Raw genomic sequence first — 21,570 nt, 5'->3', positions numbered from 1 at the left:
TTCTGCTTTGATGCCCGACGACACTATCCTCACTATTCAGCGCCCGCTAGCACTGCCCCCGGCTTTTTTCCCTGCTACCACGCCCAGCAGCTATTCGCGGGCCGATTTTGGGCCTGATTTTCACTGGGGCGCCGCCTGCGCGGCCTATCAGGTGGAGGGCGCCTGGCAGCAGCAAGGCAAGGGGCCAAGCATCTGGGATGAGTTTACGCGCCGGCCGCGGGCCATTGCGCGGGGCGAGCACGCGCGGGTGAGTACCGATTTTTTCACGCGCTACGAGCAGGATTTAGACCTGGCCCAGGGCCTGGGGCTGACGGATTTTCGCTTTTCGGTGTCGTGGCCGCGGGTGCTGCCCGAGGGCGTGGGTGCCATCAATCGGCGGGGGCTCGACTTCTACGACCGCCTCGTAGACGCCTGCCTGGAACGCGACCTGCGCCCCTGGCTCACGGTATACCACTGGGATTTGCCGCTAGCCCTGCAGCAGCGCGGCGGCTGGACCAACCGCGCCGTGGCCGACTGGCTAGCCGACTACGCCCAGGTGCTAGCCCGTCGCCTCGGCGACCGCGTGCAGCACTGGATGGTGCTCAACGAGCCCATGGTATTTGTGGGCGCCGGGCACCTATTGGGCATTCACGCGCCGGGCCGTCGTAGTCTGCCGGCGTTTCTGGCGGCGGCCCACCACGCCACGCTGGCTCAGGCCGAGGGCGGCAGGGCGTTGCGGGCCGCGTTGCCGGGCACGGCGCGCATCGGCACTACGTTTTCGTGTTCGTACGTCACGCCCGCTCGGCCGGGCCATGGCCCTAGCGAAGCCGCCGCTCGCCGCGTCGATGCCGTGCTCAACCGGCTTTTTGTAGAGCCTACGCTGGGGCTAGGCTACCCCACGGCCGAGCTGCCCACGCTCGGCTGGCTGCTGCGCCGCTACCAAAAACCGGGCGATGCGGAGCGCCTAAAATTCGACTTTGACTTCTGGGGCATCCAGAACTATACCCGCGAGGTGGTGCGCGCCGCGCCTTGGCTGCCGCTCATCGGGGCGGCGCTGGTGCCGGCGGCCAAGCGCGGTGCACCCACCACCGAAATGGGGTGGGAGGTATTCCCGGAGTCGGTTTACCAAATGTTGAAACAGTACGCCGCCTACCCCGGCGCGCCCGAGCTCTATATAACGGAGTCGGGCGCGGCCTTTGCCGACCAGCCGGTGGGCAGCCGCGTGCCCGATGCGGCGCGGCTAGCCTACTTTCAGGCGGCCATTGGGCAGGTGCTGCGCGCGCGCCGCGAGGGCATCCGGGTCAACGGCTACTTCCCCTGGAGCTTCACCGACAACTTCGAGTGGGCCGAGGGTTACCGCCCGCGCTTCGGCCTGGTGCACGTCGATTACGAAACCCAGGAGCGCATTGTGAAAGACTCGGGCCGCTGGTACGGTGAGTTTTTGGCCGGCGCCAGGGTAGAGGTAGGGTCGCAGCAGACTGTAGCGCGGACTTTGTAGTCCGCGTTTGGTTAGGTCATGAAGGCGCAAACGCGGACTACAAAGTCCGCGCTACAAGTTACCTAGCGCGTGAGCAAGGTGGGGCGTATGTCCATAAACCGCTCAATGAGCTGGCTAGGCTCTTGCTCATTAAATTCGCCGAAGCCCAGCACAAACCCCGGCGCGGGCTGCACAAAGCGGATGGCCTCGTTCACGGCATCGAGGTACTGGCCGAAGCGGGCACGGTCGCCCTCAGCGGCGGCCAGCTCGGCATCCCAACGCAGGGCGGCCGGGCCTTTGCGCACCAAGAAGGGCAGCACAAACGGGATGTAGTGGCTGAAAACCGGGTTCTCCACGCTCGTCAGCCGGGTATCGGGCCACACGTGAAACTCGCTGAAGGAGGCGGGCGGCGCCACTACGAAGCGCGCCTGCTCGTCGGCCATGGCCTCGAAGAGTGCCGCCCGGTTGGGCTGCGCGTAGAGCTGGGCGTAGGCCGCGTACCACACCGTTACGCCGGCCTGGTTCACGAGCTGGTAGGGGTGAAAGGAGCTGGCTAGCCCCACTCCGCCGTGCTCCCCGATAACGAGGTTGTAGAGCTGCCCAAACTTGCCGAGGTCCGTGGACTGCTGGTAGGGATTATTCGTGAGGCCGTAGAGGTAGAAGCTGGCGAAGTCGGTGAGGGAAGGCTGCGCCGACGCGGCGGGAGTGGGTAATTCGGACACGGGAAAAGTACGCTGGGAGAAAGGCCGCCGGGCGCGGGCCGGCGCTAGGGCCGCAAAGTTCGGGCGGGGCCGGCTTCCCCATTACGGCCAGGGGTGCTACTTTCGGCGGGCCGGGCGGTAGCAGCCTGGCTAGCATCCTTTTCCCACCCACCTGCCCATGACTACTTCGCGCCGTCATTTTCTCAAACAGGCGGCTACCGTGGCCGCTACGGCGGCCCTGGCCCCGCCCGCCATCGCCCACGAGCTGGCTGCCCAGCCGTTTTTCGAGATTTCGCTGGCCGAGTGGTCGCTGCACAAAGCCTTATTCAGCAAGAAAATCGATAACCTCGACTTCCCGGCCATTGCCAAAAAAGAGTATGGCATCAGCGTGGTGGAGTACGTTAACCAGTTTTTCAAAGACAAAGCGCAGGATACCAAGTACCTGAGCGACCTCTTGCAGCGCTGCCACGACAATGGCGTGCGCAACCATCTCATCATGATAGACGGCGAGGGCGACCTCGGCGCGCCCAACGAGGCTGAGCGCCGCAAAGCCGTTGAGAACCATTACAAATGGGTCGATGCCGCCAAGTACTTGGGCTGCCTCACGGTGCGGGTCAACGCCTTCGGCAAGGGCTCGGCGACCGAGGTACAGCTAGCCGCCATCGATGGCCTGAGCCGCCTGAACGAGTACGCCCAAAAAGCGGGCATCAACGTGATAGTGGAAAACCACGGCAGCTATACCTCTGACGGTCAGTGGCTCTTGAAAACCATTCGGCAGGTCGATAAAAAGAGCGTGGGTATTCTGCCCGACTTCGGCAACTTCTGCATCCGGCGCGACAGCGGCGAGCTTTATAAAGGCAAGTGCATCGAGGAATACGACAAGTACAAGGCCGTGCAGGAGTGGATGCCCCTAGCGAAGGGTGTGAGTGCCAAAACCTTCGACTTCGATGCGGCTGGTAATTGCGTGGAAACAGATTACAGCAAGATGTTTGGCATCATTAAAAAATCGGGCTTCAATGGCTACGTGGGTATCGAGTACGAAGGCGATACGCTGAGTGAAGAAGACGGCATCCGCAAAACCAAGGCATTGCTGGAAAAGGTAGGCCGGGCGTAGACTAGCTAGAAAATTGATTTACATATCATTGAATAGTTTGTCCTTGCGAGCGCAGCGCGGCAATCGCCCCAGAACGAAATCGTCCGGGTGTTGTTCTGGGGCGATTGCCGCGCTGCGCTCACAAGGACAGATGGCTTCATAACTGCTAGCAGTTCCTAACCAGAACGTCATGCTGAGCTTGTCGAAGCATCTCGCTCGCGCCGCTAGGGGTACTAACCTAACGGCGCGAGCGAGATGCTTCGACACGCTCAGCATGACGGACGTTTTGCTTTGTATAAGCAGTTACTTCAGCGGGCCGCTGTTGCTGATGAAGGCCACGCGCTTGCTGTCGGGCGACCACGAGGGCGTGTTTATGGTGCCCTGGCCGCCGTAGACATAGGCGATGACTTTGGGCTGGCCGCCGGTTAGGGGCATCAGGCGCAGGTACACGTGCTTGTAGAAGGGGTGGTCGCCGGCGGGCACCTCATCCTTCAAAAAGGAGACGAAGACCAGCCACTTGCCATCGGGCGAGATGTGCGGAAACCAGTCGTTGAACTCGCCGGTCGTCACGGCTTCCTGCTGACTGCCGTCCGGCTTCATGCGCCAGATTTGCATAGTGCCGGTGCGCGCCGAGTTGAAGTAGATGTACTGGCCATCGGGCGTGTACTCGGGGCCGTCGTCGAGGCCTTTGGCAGTGGTGAGGCGCACTTCCTTGCCGCCCTTGGCCGGCACGCGGTAGATGTCGAAGTCATTGTTGCGCTGGCCGGTGAAGAGCAGCAGCTTGCCATCGGGCGACCAGCTGTGCAGGTAGGAGGGGCCGCGCGGCGTAATCTGGCGGGGCGTGCCGCCGCTAGCCGGCACCGTATACACAATGGAGCCCCCGAGCTTGTCGACGCCGCTGCTCAGGCCCAGCATATTGCCGCCGAAGGCCAGCACGTGGTCATTATTGTTATTCTTGACGTCGCCGGTGGGCAGCACGGCCGGCTGCCGGGTGGCCAGGTCGAAATTGTACATCAAGCCGTCGCTGTTGTAAATCAAGCTTTTGCCATCGGGCCGCCAGTTGGGCGCCTGGATGGAATTGGGCGCCGAGTAGATAACCTCGCGGTTACCGGAGGCCACGTCGAGCACTTCGAGGTGGCTGCCCAGGTACTGCTTGTAGGCCACGAGGCTAGCGGGCGCGGGCGTTGTCAGGCGCACATCGCGGAAAACGGCCGTTTCGGTTACGTCGGCGTTGTGGGCGCACACAAAAAGGCCCACGTACACCTCCTGGCCCAGGTCCACGTTGGCTACCTGCACCACTTCGAAAGGCTGGCCAAACTGCGCTACCCGCATGGTGTAGGTGGTGCCGACACGCTCCAATTGAATGATGTCGGCCTGGGTGATGGTGGCGCGGGTTTCTTCGGTGGTGGCGCCGGCGGTTTTGCGGTATTGTAGCGAGGTGAGGCCATCGCCGTGCTCGGCCGCGCTCACCTGCGGCGAGTTGGCCTCCAGGCTTTGGCGCACCATCCAGCCCATTTTGCGGTGGGTTTCGGCACCGCGCCAGCCTACTAGACCAGCCCGGGCGTAGACGATAAAGTCGCCGGTGAGCTTTTTATAGACGTAGTGAAACGCGTCGTGGTCGGCCCAGATATTGGCGCCGGCGCCCGTTACCACGTATTGCTGGGTGCTGGGCAGGTAGCTAGCGGTGCCGAGCAGGCCAGTGGCGCCTACATCTTGCTGGCCATCGAAGGCCCCTAGCTGCTGGGCAAAACTAGCTTGGGCCAGGGCCAAATAGAAAAACAGGAAGAGCAGGTGGGGCGCGCGAAATTTCATGCGGCTAGGGGGTGGGAAAAGGAAGTTGGTCGGGAAGAAGCTAGGCTAGCGAAGGTAAGCACCAGCCGGCCCGAGCGGCAAGCTACTATGCTCGGTATGCCAAGTAGTTAGGCCGCTGGCTAGCCCCGAGCCCTGGGGTGTGCTACTTTCGGGCTTCTGCTCCGTGCTTTCTGCCCATGCTGCTCACGATTTCGACCACCCACCAGCCCGCTACCGACCTCGGGTATTTGCTCCATAAAAACCCGGCGCGCCTGCAAAGCGTGGAAATTACCGGCGGCCAGGCCCACGTATTTTACCCCGAGGCCAGCACCGAGCGCTGCACCGCCGCGCTGCTGCTCGACCTCGACCCCATCGGGCTGGTGCGTGGCCGCGGCGGCGCGCCCGGTGAAGGCTTTTCGTTGCAGGAATACGTGAACGACCGGCCCTACGTGGCCTCGTCCTTCCTGAGCGTGGCGCTGAGCAAAGCCTTCGGCACGGCCATGAACGGCACCTGCAAAGACCGCCCCGCCCTGCCCGCCGAAGCCCTGCCGCTCGCCGTGACCGTGGCCGTAGTCTCGGCGCCCGGCCCCGACTGGCCGCGCCGCCTCTTCGAGCCGCTAGGGTACCAGGTGAAAGTAGCAACCTCCCCGCTCGACCCCACGCAGCCCACCTGGGGCGACAGCGGCTACTACACCCTGCACCTGCGCCACGAGGGCCTGCGCCTGCAAGACGTGCTGACGCACCTCTACGTGCTGCTGCCCGTGCTCGACAACGACAAGCACTACTACGTAGACCAGAACGAGGCCGAAAAGCTGCTGCACCGTGGCGGCGACTGGCTGCCCCGCCACCCCGAACGCAGCTTCATCACGCGCCGCTACCTGCGCTATAAAGCGCTGTACGTGAACCCCGCGCTGGCTAGGCTGCTGGAAAGCACCGAGGAGGAATTGCCGGAGCCAGCGGCCCCGGAGACCGATGAAGCTAGCATTTCATCGCCCATCGCCGCGGCTAGCCCCGCCCCGGAGCCCAAACTGTCGCTCCACGACCAGCGCCTCCAGCAGGTGGCCCAGGAAATCTACGAGCTAGGGCCCAAGCGCGTGCTCGACTTAGGCTGCGGCGAGGGCAAACTATTGCGCTTGCTGTTGCGGCAGCATAAAATCGAGTACATCCTAGGCATAGATGTATCGCACCAGGCGCTGGCTCGCGCCGCCCAGCGCCTGCACCTGGCCGAGATGCCCCCGCGCCAGCGCGCCCGCCTCGACCTCATTCAGGGCTCGCTTTTGTATAAGGATGAGCGCCTCGCCGGCTTCGACGCGGCGGCGCTAGTGGAGGTTATTGAGCATCTCGACCCTAGCCGCCTGGCCGCCCTCGAAGCCGTAGTATTTTGCCAGGCGCGGCCAGCGCACGTCTTCGTCACGACGCCCAATGCGGAGTACAATCAAGTGTACGAAACGCTGTCGGCCGGCAACTTCCGCCACGCCGACCACCGCTTCGAATGGACCCGCGCCGAGTTTGCCGCCTGGGCTAGCGGCGTGGCTGAGCGCCACGGTTACGCCGTGCGGCTGGTGAGCATGGGGGAGGAGGTGGAGGGGCTAGGGGCGCCCTCGCAGCTGGCGGTATTTGCGCGCAACGTCGCAAATTGAAGACAAGGCTCAAAGCCTGAGGCTGGATAGGGAAGCAGGTATAGCTGAGGTCAGCCGAAAAGCTGGGCAAGCGCACCCTGCCGGTTGTACTTTTAGCCTTCCCAAATACCGCCTGGCCCATTTCCTGGCCTTTTCTATGCAAAAACGTATTTATCCGCTGGGGGCGTGGCTGCTGGTGCTGCTCTTGCTGTGGCACCCGGCGCTGGCTCAATCGCGCTTTACCATCAGCGGCACCGTGCAGGATGCCACCTCGGGCGAAAACCTGACTGGCGCCACTGTGCGGGTGCGGGAACTGCCCGGCGTGGGTACCGGCGCCAATGCCTACGGTTTCTTCACGCTCACGGTGCCGGCCGGCACCTACACGCTGGAAGCCAGCTTTGTAGGCTTCGCCAGCCAGCAGCGCTCGCTCACTATCGGGGCTAGCCAGCGTATTGATTTTAAGCTCAAGCCCAGCGGCAACGACCTGAACGAAGTGGTGGTGACCGGCCGCAGCGCCGACGCCAATATTAGCAAGGCGCAGATGGGCGTCGAAACTCTCGACCTCAAGCAGATAGCTAAGGTGCCGGTGCTCTTTGGTGAAAAGGACGTGATTAAAACGCTGACCTTGCTGCCGGGTATTAAATCGGCCGGCGAGGGCAGCAGCGGCTTTTCGGTGCGCGGCGGGGCCGTAGACCAGAACCTGATTTTGCTAGATGAGGCGCCCGTGTACAACGCCTCGCACTTACTCGGGTTTTTCTCGACCTTCAACTCCGACGCTATCAAGGACCTGACTGTGTTTAAGGGCGGTATGCCGGCGCAGTATGGCGGGCGCTTGTCGTCGGTGGTCGATATCAAGATGAAAGATGGCAACAATCAACAGCTGCACGGCAGCGGCGGCATCGGCCTCATTGCCAGCCGGCTAGCCCTCGAAGGGCCGGTTGTGAAAGACAAAGGCTCGTTCATCGTAACAGCCCGGCGCACCTACGCCGATGTCTTTCTGAAGTTCTCGAAAAACGAAACCACCAAAAATTCGAGCCTGTATTTCTACGACGTCAATGCCAAGGCTAACTACTTGCTCAACGAGCGCAACCGGCTCTATTTCAGCGCCTACCTGGGGCGCGACGCGCTAGGGCTCGCCAATACGTTCGGGCAGTACTACGGCAACAAGACGGCCACGCTGCGTCTCAATCACTTGTTCAGCGACCGGGTATTCTCCAATACTTCGCTCATTTTCAGTAAGTACGATTACGAAATTGACATCACGTCCAACGCGCAGAATTTCAGCATTATCTCGAAAATTCAGGACTTGAATTTGAAGGAAGACGTGGAATTTACGCCCAGCGCTACCCAGACTTTCCGCTTCGGGGCCAATGCCATTTATCACACCATCACGCCGGGCTACGTGGTGGCCGATGCCGGCTCGTCGGTAAACGCCACGGCCGACCGCACCAACTACTCGCTCGAAACGGCGGCCTACGCCTCGCACGAGTGGCAGGCCACGCCGCGCCTCAACTTCACCACCGGCCTGCGGCTATCGAGCTTTAGCCTGCTAGGGCCCGGAACCTACTCGACCTACGACGCAGCCGGCACCGTGCTCACGGCCACGCCCTACAGCAGCAAGGGCCAGTTTTTGAAAACCTACGTGCGCCTGGAGCCACGCTTTGCGGCCAGCTTCCAGCTCAACGAGGCTAGCCAGCTTAAGGCCGGCTACGCCCGCAACGTGCAAAACCTGCACCTGCTCAGCAACAGCAGCACCTCGCTGCCTACTGACCTCTACGTGCCCACTACGTTCAACGTGAAGCCCGAAACCTCGGACCAGATTTCGGCTGGCTACTACCGCACGCTGGGCCCCGACAAGACCTATTCGCTTACCGTGGAGGGCTATTACAAGTCGCTCGGCAACCAGATTGACTACCGCGATGGCACGCAGCTGCGCGGCAATTTCGACGTGGAGGCCAGCCTGCTCTACGGCATTGGGCGGGCCTACGGCATCGAGTTTTTGCTGCGCAAAGACGTGGGCCGCTTCACCGGCTGGCTAGGCTACACGCTGAGCAAATCGCAGCGCCAGTTTACTGAAATCAACGGCGGCTCGTGGTTTAATGCCCGCCAGGACCGGCCGCACGACGTGTCGGTAGTAGGTATCTATCAGCTCAATAAGAAGTGGACGTTCTCGGGCACCTTCCTGATGAGCACCGGCAACGCGGCTACTTTCCCGGTGGGTAAGTACGCGGTGGCTGGCCAGGTGGTGAGCCTCTACGGCCAGCGCAACGCCGACCGCCTGCCCTACTACCAGCGCCTTGACCTGGGCGCCACCTACGAGAAGCCCGGCCAGGAAGGTAAGCGTTTCCACAGCAGCTGGTCGTTCTCGATTTATAATGCGCTGGGCCGCGAAAACCCCTACAGCATCCGCTTCCAGCCTGACCCCAACGACGCCAGCAAAACCCAGGCTGTGCAAACGGCCCTGTTCCGGATGGTGCCCTCGGCCACGTACAATTTCAGCTTTTAAGTCCTTGTTAGAAAATTTATTTTTCGTGTCATGCTGAGCTTGCCGAAGCATCTCTACCGCATTATTGGGAAAGTGACCCTAGCGGCGCGGTAGAGATGCTTCGGCAAGCTCAGCATGACGTTCTGTTATTTATTATTTGCTATGTCTGAAAATTCGCCCAATCGCTTACTTATTCTGCTCCTTGCTACCCTGCTGCTCGTCAGTACCAGTTGCGAAAAAGTCGTCAATCTCAACCTGAAAACTTCGCCCACGCAACTCGTTATTGAGGGCAATCTGGTGGATGACAACCGCCCTTGCCAGGTCAGCCTCAGCACCTCGGCCAACTACACCGACACTAACACCTTTGCGCCCGTTACCGGCGCCACCGTGACCCTAGCCGACAACGCGGGCAGCACCGAAACGCTGCGCGAAGCCACGCCTGGCCAGTACACGGGCGCTACTATAAAGGGCGTGCCGGGCCGCTCTTATACGCTGCGGGTCGAAACCGGCGGTAATTCTTACGTGGCCGTGTCGACGCTGCCGTCGCCGGTGGTGCCCTTCGAGAAGCTGAGCACCCAGGTTAGCACCGTGGGCAACAACATCCAGGCCGTGGTGGACTACACCGACCCCGTGGGGCCGGGCAACAGCTACCTCTTCCGCCAGTACCGCAACGGCCGCCTCAACAACGCCATCTTCGTGCAAAACGACCAGTTTACCGACGGCAAGCACATCACCCAAACCCTGCGCAGCTTCAGCAACAGCAGCACCGACCCCAACGGCGTCAACAAGCTTGCGGCGGGCGACAGCCTCCAGGTCGAGATGCAAAACATCGACCCCAACGTCTACGAATATTTCCGCACCCTCAACCAGATTCTGACCGTCGGCGGTGCCCCCAGCACCACCCCCGCCAACCCCAAATCAAATTTCTCGGGCGGCGCGCTAGGGTACTTCAGCGCCCATTCGCGCCGGGTGCTGCGGATTAAGGTGCAGTAGGAGAGTAACTTACGGGATTTTGCAATAGGTGTTTTTTCGCTATGGCTTGAACAAGGCACTCACTGCAAGCAGCTTGGGTCCCTTCAGTTCGATGGTTTTAGAGTTTTCTCTAGTAAAGCTTTTGTCTCCCACAAAAGAGAGCTGTGTCTGCTTTGGAATTCGGAGTCTTAGAACGCTATGAGTTTTATAATCAATAACATCTAATTGGGAAAGAACCTGGGTCTTCAGAGGGTCGCTGAGGTCTGACTTAGCTATTTTGGACATGGATTTATTGATATAACCATCCATATCACAGCCCATAATTTTGAGCTCTCTGTCTATACCAACTATATATCTTTGGTTAATCACTGCTGGAGTAATTTTATCAAGTTCATTTATTCTGTCGGCATCAGCCTTTTTGTCCGCAACTCCTATGAACAAATAGCCGTCAGCTTCAGGGCCCACATTTGCTATACCACAGATTGTTTCAATAAGTCTATCGAATAGGTCTTCGTTAATCTCTCTTTTGGAAGACAGGTCAATAAATCCCTGCTTGCATTCGTATCTATTAGTCTCAACTTTTGACCTCCTTATAGAATTTTCAAAATCAATTGATAACCCTGCCCCATGCTTTAAAACAGGTGGGTCTTTCTTAATGAAATAAGACTGGATTAGACCTGTGGTTTTATGAACGTTCTTTGTTCTGTCTTCAGTAGTTGAATACTTAGCAGTAGAAATCATGTCTTTTTGAAGTCCTGCTATAGCTTTAATAATTTTATCTGTTTGGTCAGGGGATTTTTCTTCCTTTACAACTAGATGAAATACAGCCATGAATAGTGCATAGAATGATGCCTTGACGGGGTTAGATGATTTTGGATTGACAACTTCTCTTATTGTACAGTTTTCGTCGTCAAAAATCTTTTCAAGTATAGAAAAAACCACTTTCACTTCATGTACTACTCTTTCTATTCCATAAAGGGAGAGTTGAGCGTTCATTTTGATGTGCTGCTCATCAGAAGGTTCATAAACCTTATCAAAGAGCTCTTTGCTACGCGCAAAAGGCTCATCATAAATAATTGATGCTACTATATCAGCAATCATTTCTTCGTCTTCGCTGTCTCTCAATTGTGCTTTCCATAGGACGCCTTGTGAGCACCAAAATATTTCATCGGCCTTTAGCCCGTAACCAATATCTTCCCGTGTAGAATCAATACTAATTTCGGGCATTTTGGATAGAGAGACTAAATCTTGCGAAGAATCTCCTCTTATTTCTGAGGCAAGTTTTCTTACAGTATCTGAAAAATTATCTATCATTCCAGCTTGGCGCTTCTCTTGAGGACTTAATTGTTTTCCTCCGGAATTTATTCTGCCAAATATATCTGTAATTTCATTTTCTCCTGAAGAAGGATATATTGTAACAGCAAGCTGGTAGTCTAAAATATTAGCACACTCTTTAGGGTCTAAAAGGTTATCCGTATGATATGGGAAAATGCCTTCTTCAGCTAATTGTTTCGCTCGCGCAGATTGGTTTACATCAAAGAATTTTCCTGATAATGCGAATCTATTTTCTATAAAAGAAACTATTGCATTTAATCTTTGAAGGCCATCAATTATTTCAAGTTTTCCTTCAGGAGTTTGAGCCAGTAGTATTAGTGGGATTGGGAAACCTCTATTAATACTATCTATAAGATATTCTTTTTCGTCAACCGTCCATACTAGTTTTCTCTGATACTTGCGATTTACTAAAAATTTATCAGTTGTATAATTGCGATAAGCTTCTTGCAAGCTCATGCCTTTGGGAGTAATACTCATGGCTGATTGTCTGTTAATAAGTTGAAAGTGCGAATTTCGCTATCGTGAAAAGTAGCCAAAATCATTATTATCTCAAATATACAAGAACATTGTATCGCTCAATGCCCCAAGATACCCTGAAGCTCCCCGAACTCTCGCTGGTGTTGCTCATTGGCAGCACGGGCGCGGGTAAGTCCACATTTGCGCGGCGCCTGTTCAAGCCCACCGAAGTCGTGTCGTCGGATACCTGCCGGGGCCTGGTATCGGATGATGAAAACAGCCTCGACGCCACCAACGACGCCTTCGACCTGCTGCACTACTGGGTAGCCAAGCGCCTCAAGCGCGGCCGGCTCACGGTCGTCGATGCCACCAACGTGCGCGCCGAAGACCGCAAGGCCTTCGTGACCCTGGCCCGGCAGTACCACTGCCTGCCGGTGGCTATCGTGCTCGACGTGCCCGAAAGCGTGGCCGCCGACCGCAACCGCCAGCGCCCCGACCGCGCCGGCCTCAAGCCCCACGTCATTGCCAACCATCGCCGCCTGCTGCGCCAAAGCCTGCGCACGCTCAAGCCCGAGGGGTTTCGGCACATCTTCCACCTGCGCGGAGTGGAGGAAATTGACGCCGTGCAGCACATCGTGCGCGACCCGCTGCACAACAATCGCCAGCAGGAAACCGGCCCCTTCGACATCATCGGCGACGTGCACGGCTGCTACCGCGAGCTATGCGAGCTGCTGGGCCAGCTAGGGTACGTGGTGGAGGAAGAGCCCGTGCAGGACGCCCGTGATTTGGGCGTGCGAGTAGCCTGGAATTGTATTCCGGGCTTGCGCGATTGCGCAAATCAGGCGTCAGAACCGGCTAGCCAAGTGCCGATTGATGCTGCGCATCAGCCCGGAATGCCATTCCAAGCTACTCGCAAAGTCATTTTCCTGGGCGACCTCGTGGACCGCGGGCCCGCCTCGCCGCAGGTATTGCGTCTGGTAATGAGCATGGTGCGCGATGGCCTAGCCCTGTGCGTGCCCGGCAACCACGACATCAAGCTGCTGCGCCACCTCAACGGCAAAAACGTGTCGCACACCCACGGCCTGGCCGAAACCATCGCCCAGCTCGAAGCCGAAACGCCTGCCTTCAAAGAGCAAGTGCGCCTGTTTCTGGATAAGCTGGTGAGCCACTACGTGCTCGACGGTGGCCGGCTGGTGGTGGCCCACGCCGGCCTCACCGAGGAAATGCAGGGCCGGGGCTCGGGGGCGGTGCGCAACTTCGCGCTGTTTGGCGAAACCACCGGCGAAACCGACGAGTTTGGTCTGCCCGTGCGCTACCACTGGGCTAGCGAGTACCGGGGCAAGGCGATGGTGGTGTATGGCCACACGCCCGTGCCCGAATGGCTCAACAACACCATCGACATTGACACGGGCTGCGTGTTTGGCGGCCGCCTCACGGCCCTGCGCTACCCCGAGCGCGCCCTCGTGACGGTGCCCGCCCACGAGGTGTACGCTGAGCCCAGCCGGCCGCTCCATTACAACCCGCACCGCCCGAGCAGTAGCGCGGACGATGTAGTCCGCGCCCTCGGCGGAAACCCGAACGAGGAGAACAGCACGGAGACGCGGACTACAGAGTCCGCGCTACAGTCCGCCCAGCAGCAGCACGACGACCTGCTCGACATCCGCGACGTGACCGGCAAGCAGCTCATCAACACGCGCTTGCTGAACACCGTGACGGTGCGCGAGGAAAACGCCGTGGCCGCCCTGGAGGTAATGTCGCGCTTCGCCCTCAACCCCAAGTGGCTGCTCTACCTGCCACCCACCATGTCGCCCACCGAAACCTCGGAGCTGCCCGACCTGCTCGAACACCCCGCCGAAGCCTTCGCCTACTACCAGCGCCAAGGTGTGGCGCGCGTGGTGTGCGAGGAAAAGCACATGGGCAGCCGCGTGGTGCTGGTGCTGGGCCGCGACGAAGCCGCTATCCAGCGCCGGCTGGGGGTGGTGGGCGAGGGGATAGGCAAGTGCTACACCCGCACCGGCCGCAATTTCTTCACCGACGAGGCGCTGGAAAAGGCTTTTCTGGAACGCCTGCGCGGTGCCCTCACGGCCGCCGGCTTCTGGGACAAATTCGCCACCGACTGGGTGTGCCTCGATGCCGAGCTGCTGCCGTGGTCGGCCAAGGCCCAGGAGCTGGTGAAAAGCCAGTACGCCGCCGTGGCGGCCGCGGCTACCGCCGCCTTGCCCCAGGCCGAAACGGCTCTAGCTGCCGCAGTCGCCAGGGGCTTAGCCGGCGCCGATGTCCTGCTGGCCCGCACCAGTGCCCGCCGCGCCGCGGCCACCGACTACGCCGATGCCTACCGCTGCTATTGCTGGCCCGTGCAGTCGCTCGACGACCTCAAGCTGGCACCTTTCCACCTGCTCGCCACCGAAGGCCACACCTACTTCGACCGCGACCACGCCTGGCACATGGAAACCCTGCGCGCCCTGAGCCTCGCCGACCCCGGCCTGCTGCGCGCCACGCCCTACCGTGTGGTCGACCTCACCAACCCCGCCGAAATCGAAGCGGCTACCGACTGGTGGCTAGCCCTCACCGCCGGCGGGGGCGAAGGCATGGTGGTGAAGCCCTACGACTTCATCCCCAAAACCGGCCGCTCGCTCATCCAGCCCGCCCTCAAGTGCCGCGGCCGCGAGTACCTGCGCATCATCTACGGCCCCGATTATTTATTGGAAGGCAACCTGGAGCGCCTGCGTCAGCGCAACGTGAAAGGCAAGCGCAACCTGGCCCTACGCGAATTTGCCCTCGGGGTCGAGGGGCTAGAAAGATTCGTGGCCGGGCAGCCGCTGCGCCTGGTGCACCAGTGCGTATTTGGCGTGCTAGCCCTCGAAAGCGAACCCATAGACCCGCGCCTGTAGCCAAGGCGCCGTCCTATGCGTAGGGTGTTGCTGTGGGCTTGTGCCTACGTAGTTGCAATTGCTTTATTCCTTTTCCTACCCAATGAAAAAACGATTTTTCGCGTCCATCCTCGCCGCCGGTCTGGGCACTTGGCTAGCCAGTGCGGCCACGCCGGCTGCCGAGCGCCCCACCTACTTCGCTCTCAAGGTATACCACCTGAAAACTAACCGCCAGGAAGCCGTAATTGATAGCTTTTTGCAGCGGCAATATTTACCCACGCTGCACGCGGCCGGCATTTCCACTATCGGCGTCTTTAAACCCATCGGCAATGACACCGCCGCCGACCGGCGCGTATATGTGTTTACGCCGTTTACGTCCCTGAAACAGTGGGAAAAAATCGACCAAGAAACCTCCGCCAAATTGCTGGCGGCGGGCGGCTCCTACGAAAACACGGCTTATACCGCGCCCGTCTACACCCGCCAGGAAACCATTCTGCTCAAGGCTTTTGACGAAATGAAATCCTTGGCGGCGCCCAAGCTCAGCACGCCCAAAAATGAGCGTGTGTACGAACTGCGCAGCTACGAGGGGGCTAGCGAAAAAATATTTCGCAATAAAGTGCGCATGTTTAATGCTGGCGGCGAAATTAAATTATTTGACCGCCTGGGCTTCAACGGTATTTTCTACAGCGAAGTCCTGTTTGGCCCTAAAATGCCCAACCTCATGTATATGACCTCCTTTGCCAACAGAGCAGAGCGCGAAGCGCATTGGAAAGCCTTTGGTGCCGACCCCGAATGGAAGAAATTATCGAGCATGCCCGAGTACCAGAATAATGTGTCGCACATTGACATCACGTTTCTGCACCCGGCCGATTATTCCGATTTGTAAGGTGCTGCAATAATTTAATTGTCGTTCAACTAAAAAAGACCGTCATGCTGAGCTTGCCGAAGCATCTCTGCCGAACGACCCTAGCGGCGTGGCAGAGATGCTTCGGCAAGCTCAGCATGACGGTCTTTTATTTAATTATTACCTAGAATTTGTCATCGTTTACTTCAAGCCAGAAATTATCGGGGTCTTGCAAATAAATCTGCTTCACGCCGTCGGGGCGGGGCGTGGTTTTGCCTGGCTCAGATTTCCAGCTGCCGTAGCGCACACCTAGCTTATCGAGGTGCGCCATGAATTTCGACAGGTCCTTTACGCTGAATGCTAAGTGAGTATTAATGTCGTGGTCCTGCGCTTTATTACCCTGAATAATATGTAGCTGGCTGTGCGGCCCGATGCGCAGCCACACGTGCTTCCCATCCTTAAAGGGCTCGGGGATTTCGGGCAGTAGCAGCACATTCTTATAGAAATCAGCGCTCTTCTGTAAATCCACTACATACAGCGCAATGTGGTTGAGCCCAACCGGGCCTTGGGCGAACGCGCGTTTGGCCGGGGCCATTAGTGCCAGCAGCGCAAGCAGGCAAAAAGACAGGTATTTTTTCATGGGTGGGAAAAGGAGGGAATGTGTTGCTTAATTGGCTAGGGCACCGAATTATTTCGAGCGAGCTGCCTTGAATTCAGAGCCGGCGCGCCACTGTGGAAACGTTGTTTCGCCGGCCAAGCGCTGGCCCACGCGGAAATATAATTGTGCATCCTGGGCCACGCCGCTGAGGTCCCAGCTAGGGTCGAACTGGTCGGCGGGCTTGTGGTACATGTTGGTGGTGTAGGCCTGGCGCTTGTCGGCAATGTAGGTTTTGCCTTGGCTGCGGCTTTCGAAGCCGCCGCTGGCGTAGAGCGAAGGCACGCCCACGTGGGCAAAGCTGAAGTGGTCGGAGCGGTAAAACATGCCGGTTTCGGGCGTCTGGTCAGGCAGTAGGTAGCGGTCCTGCTCCTTGGCAGCGGCGCGGGCGTAGTCCTCTAGCTCCGACTGCCCGTAGCCAATAACGGTCAGGTCCTTCATGCGGCCGTAGGGCCAGAGCATGTCCATATTGAGGTCGGCCACCGTCTTAGCCAGTGGGAATGCCGGGTGCTGGGCGTAGTAATTGGACCCTAGCAGGCCCTGCTCTTCGCCCGTCACGGCCAGGAATACGATGCTGCGGGCTGGCTTTTCGGGGGCATTTTTAAACGCCTTGGCGATGCTCAGCAGCGCGGCTAGCCCCGTGCCATCGTCCACAGCGCCGTTGTAGATAGAGTCGCCGGCAATGACTTTGCCCACGCCGAAATGGTCCCAATGCGCTGAGTAAATGACGTACTCGCTGGCGTTGGTGGTGCCGGGCAGCACGGCCAGCACGTTTTTGGATGTCTGGCTACGCAGCTTCTGCTTGAGGCTGGTGCTGAGGGTGAGGCCTAGCAAGCGGGCGCGGAAGCCGCGCTGGTTGGCGGCAGCGTAGAGGGCATCGTAATTCTGGCCGGCGGCGGTGAAGAGGCGCTTGGCTGCGTCAAGGGTCAACCAGCCTTCGAGGGCGCACTTGCTGGCACCGTGGTCGGCGGTTTGGGGGCGCAGTTTGGGGCCGAGCGCGCCGCTGAGCACCACGCTCCAGGGGTAGGCGGCGGGCTGGGTGTCGTGCACGATGAGTAGGCCAGCCGCGCCGTGGCGGGCGGCTTCTTCGTATTTGTAAGTCCAGCGGCCGTAGTAGGTCATGGCTTTGCCTTTGAACAGGGTCGTATCCTGGCCGGCGTTGCCGGGGTCGTTCACGAGCACTACCACGGTTTTGCCTTTCACGTCGAGGCCGGCGTAGTCGTCCCAGCCGTACTCAGGCGCTACCACGCCGTAGCCGGCAAATACCAGCGGCGAATTTTGCACGGCCACCGTGGGCTGCTCGCGCTGGCTGAATACCACGTAGTCAGTCTTGTAATTCAGGCTCAGCTTCCGGCCCTTGCCCGCAATTTGCATGGTCGGGGCGGGCGAAACGGCGATTTCCACCATTGGCACCGGCTGAAAATAGCTGACTTTCCTTTGCTCCCGGAGAATAGTACTGTCATCATTTTCAGGTACTGGTAGCAAGTCCAAGTCTTTAAACTGCGCCGCCAGATAGCTGGTAATGCGCTCCTCGCCCGCCGTAAACGGCTTGCGGCCCAACATCTCATCCGAAGATACAGCTTGCAGGTAGCCACTGATATCGTTGGCCGTGATGGCATCGGCGGGAGCTGTAGGCGTAGCTGGGGCAGCTATGGTAGTTGCTGTAGCCGCAGTTTCGGCTGGCTTGGTTGATTGGCAGCCGGCCAGGGCCAGGCTCAACAGGCTGGCGGCGCCAGCCGCGCGGTAGAGTAAGCTCATAAAAAAGTGCGCATAGAGGCCCGCTACTGGGCGTAAACAGCCCCAAGGTAGGCCTTAGCTGTGAAAAGAGCCTAGCGTGCTTATTCCGATTTTTCGGTGGCTAGCGTGCGTTCGATGCGGCTATCGGGCACCAGCCACATCAGGGCCACTGCCACGTAGGCCGCGCCCGATAGCCACGGCAGCCAGAAGCTGCTCACGATGCCCACCAGGTACAGCACCGGCGAAATCCGGCCCTTCCAGTCGCGCCCGGCCACGGCGTGGGCCAGCGCTGAATCGGGCCCGTTGACGGCAATAAGACGGCCTTGCAGGATAAAATACGCGATAGCCGACCCTAGCAGCACCACGCCATACACCGCTAGCGTGGCCGGCGCAAAGTGGTTTTCGCCCATCCAGCCGGTGGCAAAGGGTGTGAGCGACAGCCAGAACAGCAAGTGCAGATTGGCCCACAGCACCGTGCCGTTGATGTGCCGGGCACTGCTGAGCATGTGGTGGTGATTATTCCAGTAAATACCCACGTACACAAAGCTCAGCACGTAGCTCAGAAACACGGGCAGCAGCGGTTTCAGAGCTGTTAAATTGTCGCCGTGCGGTACCTTAAGCTCCAACACCATAATGGTGAGGATGATGGCGAGAACACCGTCGCTGAATGCTTCGAGGCGGCCTTTCTGCATGGGGTAAGTCAAAAATTAATCTACGTCGACGCAGTTGGCTTGCGCCACGTGCGTGAAAAGCTTGGCAAAATCGTCTTGCAGCGGATGTTGCCCCGACAAGTCGCTGTACTTCCGCTGCGCATTCGCGCAGTTGCTCCAGCCAAATGTCATGAGGGCCACTTTGGCGTACCGCATGCGCTCGGGCGACGCCAGCTGGGTTTTGAAAGCCGCTTCCAGGCTTGCCGGAATACCATTGTTTACCTTTTCCGCATCAACCAACTTACGCCAGGCAGGTATCACCACGGCCGAATCTGTCGAAGCCAGGGCGGTGGCATACTCGGCGCAATGTGCATAATACGCATTGCTGAGCCAGGTGTCAGGATGAAAATAACCTTCCAGCGTAGCGTGGTCGAGGACATATTCTTCCGCCAATTCCAACTCGCGCAATCGCTTGATATTTCGCCAGTAGGGGGTAGGCACTACCTGAAGCCCATGCAGCCGCGCCGCCAGCGAATCGTGCTCCTGCGTGAGGTGCTGCGCCGCTTGAGAAAAGAACGCGTCGTTGTAGTGCCCTAGCTGAAAGGGCACGACCGTAGTGTTGAGCTGAAAGCCGTTTACCAGTTGATAGGTATCCCGCAGTTGGCGCTGCGTGTAGGCCCCCGCCGGAAAAGTACCCGTATTCTCGCACACGTCATCTTGCCAGGTAAACGTTTGCATGGCTTTGCGGGCCGGGGCTGGCTTGTGCGGCGGAGGCGTAGCAGTAGCCTGAGCCGCTACAGTGGGCACCGTATGCGTGTCGGAGCGGCTCTCGCAGGCCAAAAGCAGCAACGCCAGGGGTAATAATTTCAGCGTATTAGGAAAGGTCATAGCAGGCCTGCCCACTTGGGGCTGGGCGTAAAAGTAGGAGCTAGCCGCAGCTGACCTGCCACGGTGCCCACAAAAAACGCCGCCCCGTGGTCAGGGCGGCGTTCTGGGTTGCAGGGGCGCGGTCAGGGGCCCTAGCGGGTATTAATAAGGCTTGGCGTCGTGCGCCTTTTCCTCCGCCTGGCCTACCGCTTCGGTAGCCTGGCGCTCGTTGTACTGGTTGCCACCGTCGGTATTGGCCTGGGCAGCCTTGATGCCGTCGGCCAGTCGCTTGCCCCAGTCGGCGTCGCAGTTGGTGCACAGCTCAATCATCTTGTCCTGAATCACCTGCTCGGCATCGGCCAGCGCGCCCACCATGTTGTTGATGAGGTCGTTGCGCTCCCAGTCTTCGTGCTGGCGGTAGCGGTCGCCGGCCTGGCCGAAGTTATTGGTGCGGTCGATGGTCTGGCGCACCAGCTTGGCAGCGTAGTACGGCGTGTGGTCGGGGCCCTGCGAGGGCGACTCCTTCAGGCCATTCAGGCTGCTAGGCTCGTAGTTGACGTGCAGGTTCTGGCCGGGGGCCGCGTCTACGTGGTACGTCATCTGGCCGTCGCGCTGGTTGGTGGCCACGTGCTTTTTGGGCGCGTTGATGGGCAGTTGCAAGTAGTTGGGACCCACGCGGTAGCGCTGCGTATCGGAGTACGAGAAGGTGCGGCCTTGCAGCATCTTGTCGTCCGAGAAATCGAGGCCGTCCACGAGCACGCCGGTACCGAACGCCGACTGCTCTACCTCGGCGAAGTAGTTCTCGGGGTTGCGGTTCAGCGTCATCATGCCCACAGGCAGGTGCGGGAACTTGTCTTCGGGCCAGATTTTGGTGTCGTCGAGCGGGTCAAAGTCCAGCTCCGGATGCTCATCGTCCGACATAATCTGCACCGACAGCTCCCACTTGGGGAAATTGCCCTTCTTGATGTTGTCGAACAGGTCCTGGGTAGCGTGGTTGAAGTTTTTGGCCTGAATGGCCTCGGCTTCACCAGCGGTCAGGTTTTTCACGCCTTGCTGCGGCTCCCAGTGGTATTTCACCAGCACGGCTTCGCCCTGCGCGTTCACCCACTTGTAGGTGTTCACGCCCGAGCCCTGCATCTGGCGGTAGTTGGCCGGAATGCCCCAGGGCGAGAACAGGAAGGCCACCATGTGCATGGCCTCGGGAGTATTGCAGATGAAGTCGAAGATGCGCTGGCCGGTCTGGCGGTTGAACACCGGGTCGGGCTTCTGCGAGTGAATCAGGTCGGGGAACTTGATGGCGTCGCGGATGAAGAACACCTTCAGGTTATTGCCCACGAGGTCCCAGTTGCCGTCTTCGGTGTAGAATTTCACCGCGAAGCCGCGCGGGTCGCGCAGGGTTTCGGGCGAGTGGCCGCCGTGGCCCACCGTCGAGAAGCGCACAAATACCGGCGTTTCTTTCCCCTTAGTGTTGAACAGCTTCGCGCGGGTGTACTTCTCAATGGGCTCGCCGCCTACGGTGCCGTACGCTTCGAACACGCCGTGGGCACCGGCGCCGCGGGCGTGCACCACGCGCTCGGGCACGCGCTCGCGGTCGAAGTGGCTGATTTTCTCAATAAACTGATAGTTTTCGAGGGTAGCGGGGCCACGGTTGCCCACGGTGCGCAGGTTCTGGTTGTTCGAAACCGGGTGGCCTTGGCGGGTCGTCAGGGTCTGGGCATTCTCGCCTTGGGCAGTGCGCTGGTCTTGCGCCGAGCCGGCGCCATTAACAGCGGTGCCGCTGCCGTTGGCCGACGAGGTCTGCCCATTCTGGGGATTCTCCATTGGAATAGGGGTAGGGGGTTAAAAAGATAACTGGGCAAAGTACCGGCAACTCGCGTTTAGGTTTGCGAAAATCGGCTAAAAATTTTTGGCATTCGGGCCGGTTGCCGAGGGTTCGGCTTCTGTTCAACTAGTGGGCTAGCCGATAGTTCTGGTCGCCGGCAGTTTGTTTAACGAAGGTGGAAATTTTTCTCCAACGCGGCCTGCTAAGCCACTTTCTT

The 21,570-nt window shown here is 59.2% G+C and carries 15 protein-coding genes; 7 read left to right on the top strand and 8 right to left on the bottom strand.

The window, feature by feature from the left end; translation table 11 throughout:
* Positions 1-10: 10 nt before the first annotated feature.
* Positions 11-1,477 carry a GH1 family beta-glucosidase gene (locus J4D99_RS06890; RefSeq protein WP_208130979.1) on the top strand — a complete coding sequence of 489 codons (1,467 nt, stop codon included), beginning with the start codon at positions 11-13 and terminating at the stop codon, positions 1,475-1,477.
* A 62-nt stretch (positions 1,478-1,539) separates the two neighbouring features.
* On the opposite strand, the gene J4D99_RS06885 is transcribed toward J4D99_RS06890, so the two are convergent.
* A complete protein-coding gene (locus J4D99_RS06885; RefSeq protein ID WP_208130978.1) occupies positions 1,540-2,178 on the bottom strand; it encodes a hypothetical protein in 639 nt (212 codons plus the stop codon).
* A gap of 157 nt (positions 2,179-2,335) precedes the next feature.
* Between J4D99_RS06885 and J4D99_RS06880 the strand changes: the two genes are divergently transcribed.
* Positions 2,336-3,271, top strand: a complete 936-nt coding sequence (locus J4D99_RS06880) for a sugar phosphate isomerase/epimerase family protein (RefSeq protein WP_208130977.1) — start codon at positions 2,336-2,338, stop codon at positions 3,269-3,271.
* A 282-nt stretch (positions 3,272-3,553) separates the two neighbouring features.
* Here the strand turns inward: J4D99_RS06880 and J4D99_RS06875 are convergent, their stop codons facing one another.
* Positions 3,554-5,062: a TolB family protein gene (locus J4D99_RS06875; RefSeq protein WP_208130976.1), complete on the bottom strand. Its 1,509-nt coding sequence runs from the start codon at positions 5,060-5,062 to the stop codon at positions 3,554-3,556.
* A 176-nt stretch (positions 5,063-5,238) separates the two neighbouring features.
* Between J4D99_RS06875 and J4D99_RS06870 the strand changes: the two genes are divergently transcribed.
* The 3 genes from J4D99_RS06870 to J4D99_RS06860 all read left to right on the top strand — a co-directional run bounded on the left by J4D99_RS06870 (position 5,239) and on the right by J4D99_RS06860 (position 10,138).
* Positions 5,239-6,681: a 3' terminal RNA ribose 2'-O-methyltransferase Hen1 gene (locus tag J4D99_RS06870; RefSeq protein WP_208130975.1), complete on the top strand. Its 1,443-nt coding sequence runs from the start codon at positions 5,239-5,241 to the stop codon at positions 6,679-6,681.
* A gap of 136 nt (positions 6,682-6,817) precedes the next feature.
* Positions 6,818-9,166: a TonB-dependent receptor gene (locus J4D99_RS06865; protein WP_208130974.1), complete on the top strand. Its 2,349-nt coding sequence runs from the start codon at positions 6,818-6,820 to the stop codon at positions 9,164-9,166.
* A 141-nt stretch (positions 9,167-9,307) separates the two neighbouring features.
* The gene (locus tag J4D99_RS06860) at positions 9,308-10,138 is read left to right on the top strand and encodes a DUF4249 domain-containing protein (protein WP_208130973.1); all 831 of its coding nucleotides are present in this window, start codon (positions 9,308-9,310) and stop codon (positions 10,136-10,138) included.
* A 39-nt stretch (positions 10,139-10,177) separates the two neighbouring features.
* Here J4D99_RS06860 and J4D99_RS06855 read toward each other — a convergent pair whose 3' ends face one another.
* Positions 10,178-11,929 (bottom strand): GmrSD restriction endonuclease domain-containing protein, encoded by a 1,752-nt coding sequence (locus J4D99_RS06855; protein WP_208130972.1) that lies wholly within the window; start codon positions 11,927-11,929, stop codon positions 10,178-10,180.
* A 101-nt stretch (positions 11,930-12,030) separates the two neighbouring features.
* On the opposite strand from J4D99_RS06855, the gene J4D99_RS06850 reads away from it, so the two are divergent.
* Together J4D99_RS06850 and J4D99_RS06845 are read left to right on the top strand one after the other, a co-directional pair.
* Positions 12,031-14,799, top strand: coding sequence for a polynucleotide kinase-phosphatase (locus J4D99_RS06850; protein WP_208130971.1), 2,769 nt, complete (start codon positions 12,031-12,033; stop codon positions 14,797-14,799).
* An 82-nt stretch (positions 14,800-14,881) separates the two neighbouring features.
* Positions 14,882-15,664 (top strand): NIPSNAP family protein, encoded by a 783-nt coding sequence (locus J4D99_RS06845; protein ID WP_208130970.1) that lies wholly within the window; start codon positions 14,882-14,884, stop codon positions 15,662-15,664.
* 142 nt (positions 15,665-15,806) lie between these two features.
* Here J4D99_RS06845 and J4D99_RS06840 read toward each other — a convergent pair whose 3' ends face one another.
* The 5 genes from J4D99_RS06840 to J4D99_RS06820 form a co-directional block, all read right to left on the bottom strand.
* Positions 15,807-16,262, bottom strand: a complete 456-nt coding sequence (locus tag J4D99_RS06840) for a VOC family protein (RefSeq protein ID WP_236018559.1) — start codon at positions 16,260-16,262, stop codon at positions 15,807-15,809.
* A gap of 48 nt (positions 16,263-16,310) precedes the next feature.
* The gene (locus J4D99_RS06835) at positions 16,311-18,035 is read right to left on the bottom strand and encodes a M28 family metallopeptidase (RefSeq protein WP_208130969.1); all 1,725 of its coding nucleotides are present in this window, start codon (positions 18,033-18,035) and stop codon (positions 16,311-16,313) included.
* 80 nt (positions 18,036-18,115) lie between these two features.
* Entirely contained in the window at positions 18,116-18,706 is a 591-nt protein-coding gene (locus J4D99_RS06830; RefSeq protein WP_208130968.1) for a TMEM175 family protein, read from the bottom strand.
* 15 nt (positions 18,707-18,721) lie between these two features.
* Positions 18,722-19,552 carry a hypothetical protein gene (locus J4D99_RS06825; RefSeq protein ID WP_208130967.1) on the bottom strand — a complete coding sequence of 277 codons (831 nt, stop codon included), beginning with the start codon at positions 19,550-19,552 and terminating at the stop codon, positions 18,722-18,724.
* Positions 19,553-19,693: 141 nt separating this feature from the next.
* On the bottom strand, positions 19,694-21,352 hold the full coding sequence (locus J4D99_RS06820; protein WP_208130966.1) for a catalase: 1,659 nt from the start codon (positions 21,350-21,352) through the stop codon (positions 19,694-19,696).
* Positions 21,353-21,570: the final 218 nt, after the last annotated feature.

The organism is Hymenobacter sp. BT559 (assembly GCF_017571525.1).
In the GTDB taxonomy this organism is placed as follows: Bacteria; Bacteroidota; Bacteroidia; order Cytophagales; family Hymenobacteraceae; genus Hymenobacter; species Hymenobacter ginsengisoli.
This window is presented reverse-complemented; position numbering and strand designations above follow the sequence as displayed.

Excerpts from the sequence above, each read along its gene's own strand:
- J4D99_RS06890 (WP_208130979.1), top strand. The coding sequence starts at position 11 with ATGCCCGACGACACTATCCTCACTATTCAGCGCCCGCTAGCACTGCCC.
- J4D99_RS06880 (WP_208130977.1), top strand. The coding sequence starts at position 2,336 with ATGACTACTTCGCGCCGTCATTTTCTCAAACAGGCGGCTACCGTGGCC.
- J4D99_RS06875 (WP_208130976.1), bottom strand. The coding sequence starts at position 5,062 with ATGAAATTTCGCGCGCCCCACCTGCTCTTCCTGTTTTTCTATTTGGCC.
- J4D99_RS06870 (WP_208130975.1), top strand. The coding sequence starts at position 5,239 with ATGCTGCTCACGATTTCGACCACCCACCAGCCCGCTACCGACCTCGGG.
- J4D99_RS06865 (WP_208130974.1), top strand. The coding sequence starts at position 6,818 with ATGCAAAAACGTATTTATCCGCTGGGGGCGTGGCTGCTGGTGCTGCTC.
- J4D99_RS06860 (WP_208130973.1), top strand. The coding sequence starts at position 9,308 with ATGTCTGAAAATTCGCCCAATCGCTTACTTATTCTGCTCCTTGCTACC.
- J4D99_RS06855 (WP_208130972.1), bottom strand. The coding sequence starts at position 11,929 with ATGAGTATTACTCCCAAAGGCATGAGCTTGCAAGAAGCTTATCGCAAT.
- J4D99_RS06850 (WP_208130971.1), top strand. The coding sequence starts at position 12,031 with ATGCCCCAAGATACCCTGAAGCTCCCCGAACTCTCGCTGGTGTTGCTC.
- J4D99_RS06845 (WP_208130970.1), top strand. The coding sequence starts at position 14,882 with ATGAAAAAACGATTTTTCGCGTCCATCCTCGCCGCCGGTCTGGGCACT.
- J4D99_RS06840 (WP_236018559.1), bottom strand. The coding sequence starts at position 16,262 with ATGAAAAAATACCTGTCTTTTTGCCTGCTTGCGCTGCTGGCACTAATG.
- J4D99_RS06835 (WP_208130969.1), bottom strand. The coding sequence starts at position 18,035 with ATGAGCTTACTCTACCGCGCGGCTGGCGCCGCCAGCCTGTTGAGCCTG.
- J4D99_RS06830 (WP_208130968.1), bottom strand. The coding sequence starts at position 18,706 with ATGCAGAAAGGCCGCCTCGAAGCATTCAGCGACGGTGTTCTCGCCATC.
- J4D99_RS06825 (WP_208130967.1), bottom strand. The coding sequence starts at position 19,552 with ATGACCTTTCCTAATACGCTGAAATTATTACCCCTGGCGTTGCTGCTT.
- J4D99_RS06820 (WP_208130966.1), bottom strand. The coding sequence starts at position 21,352 with ATGGAGAATCCCCAGAATGGGCAGACCTCGTCGGCCAACGGCAGCGGC.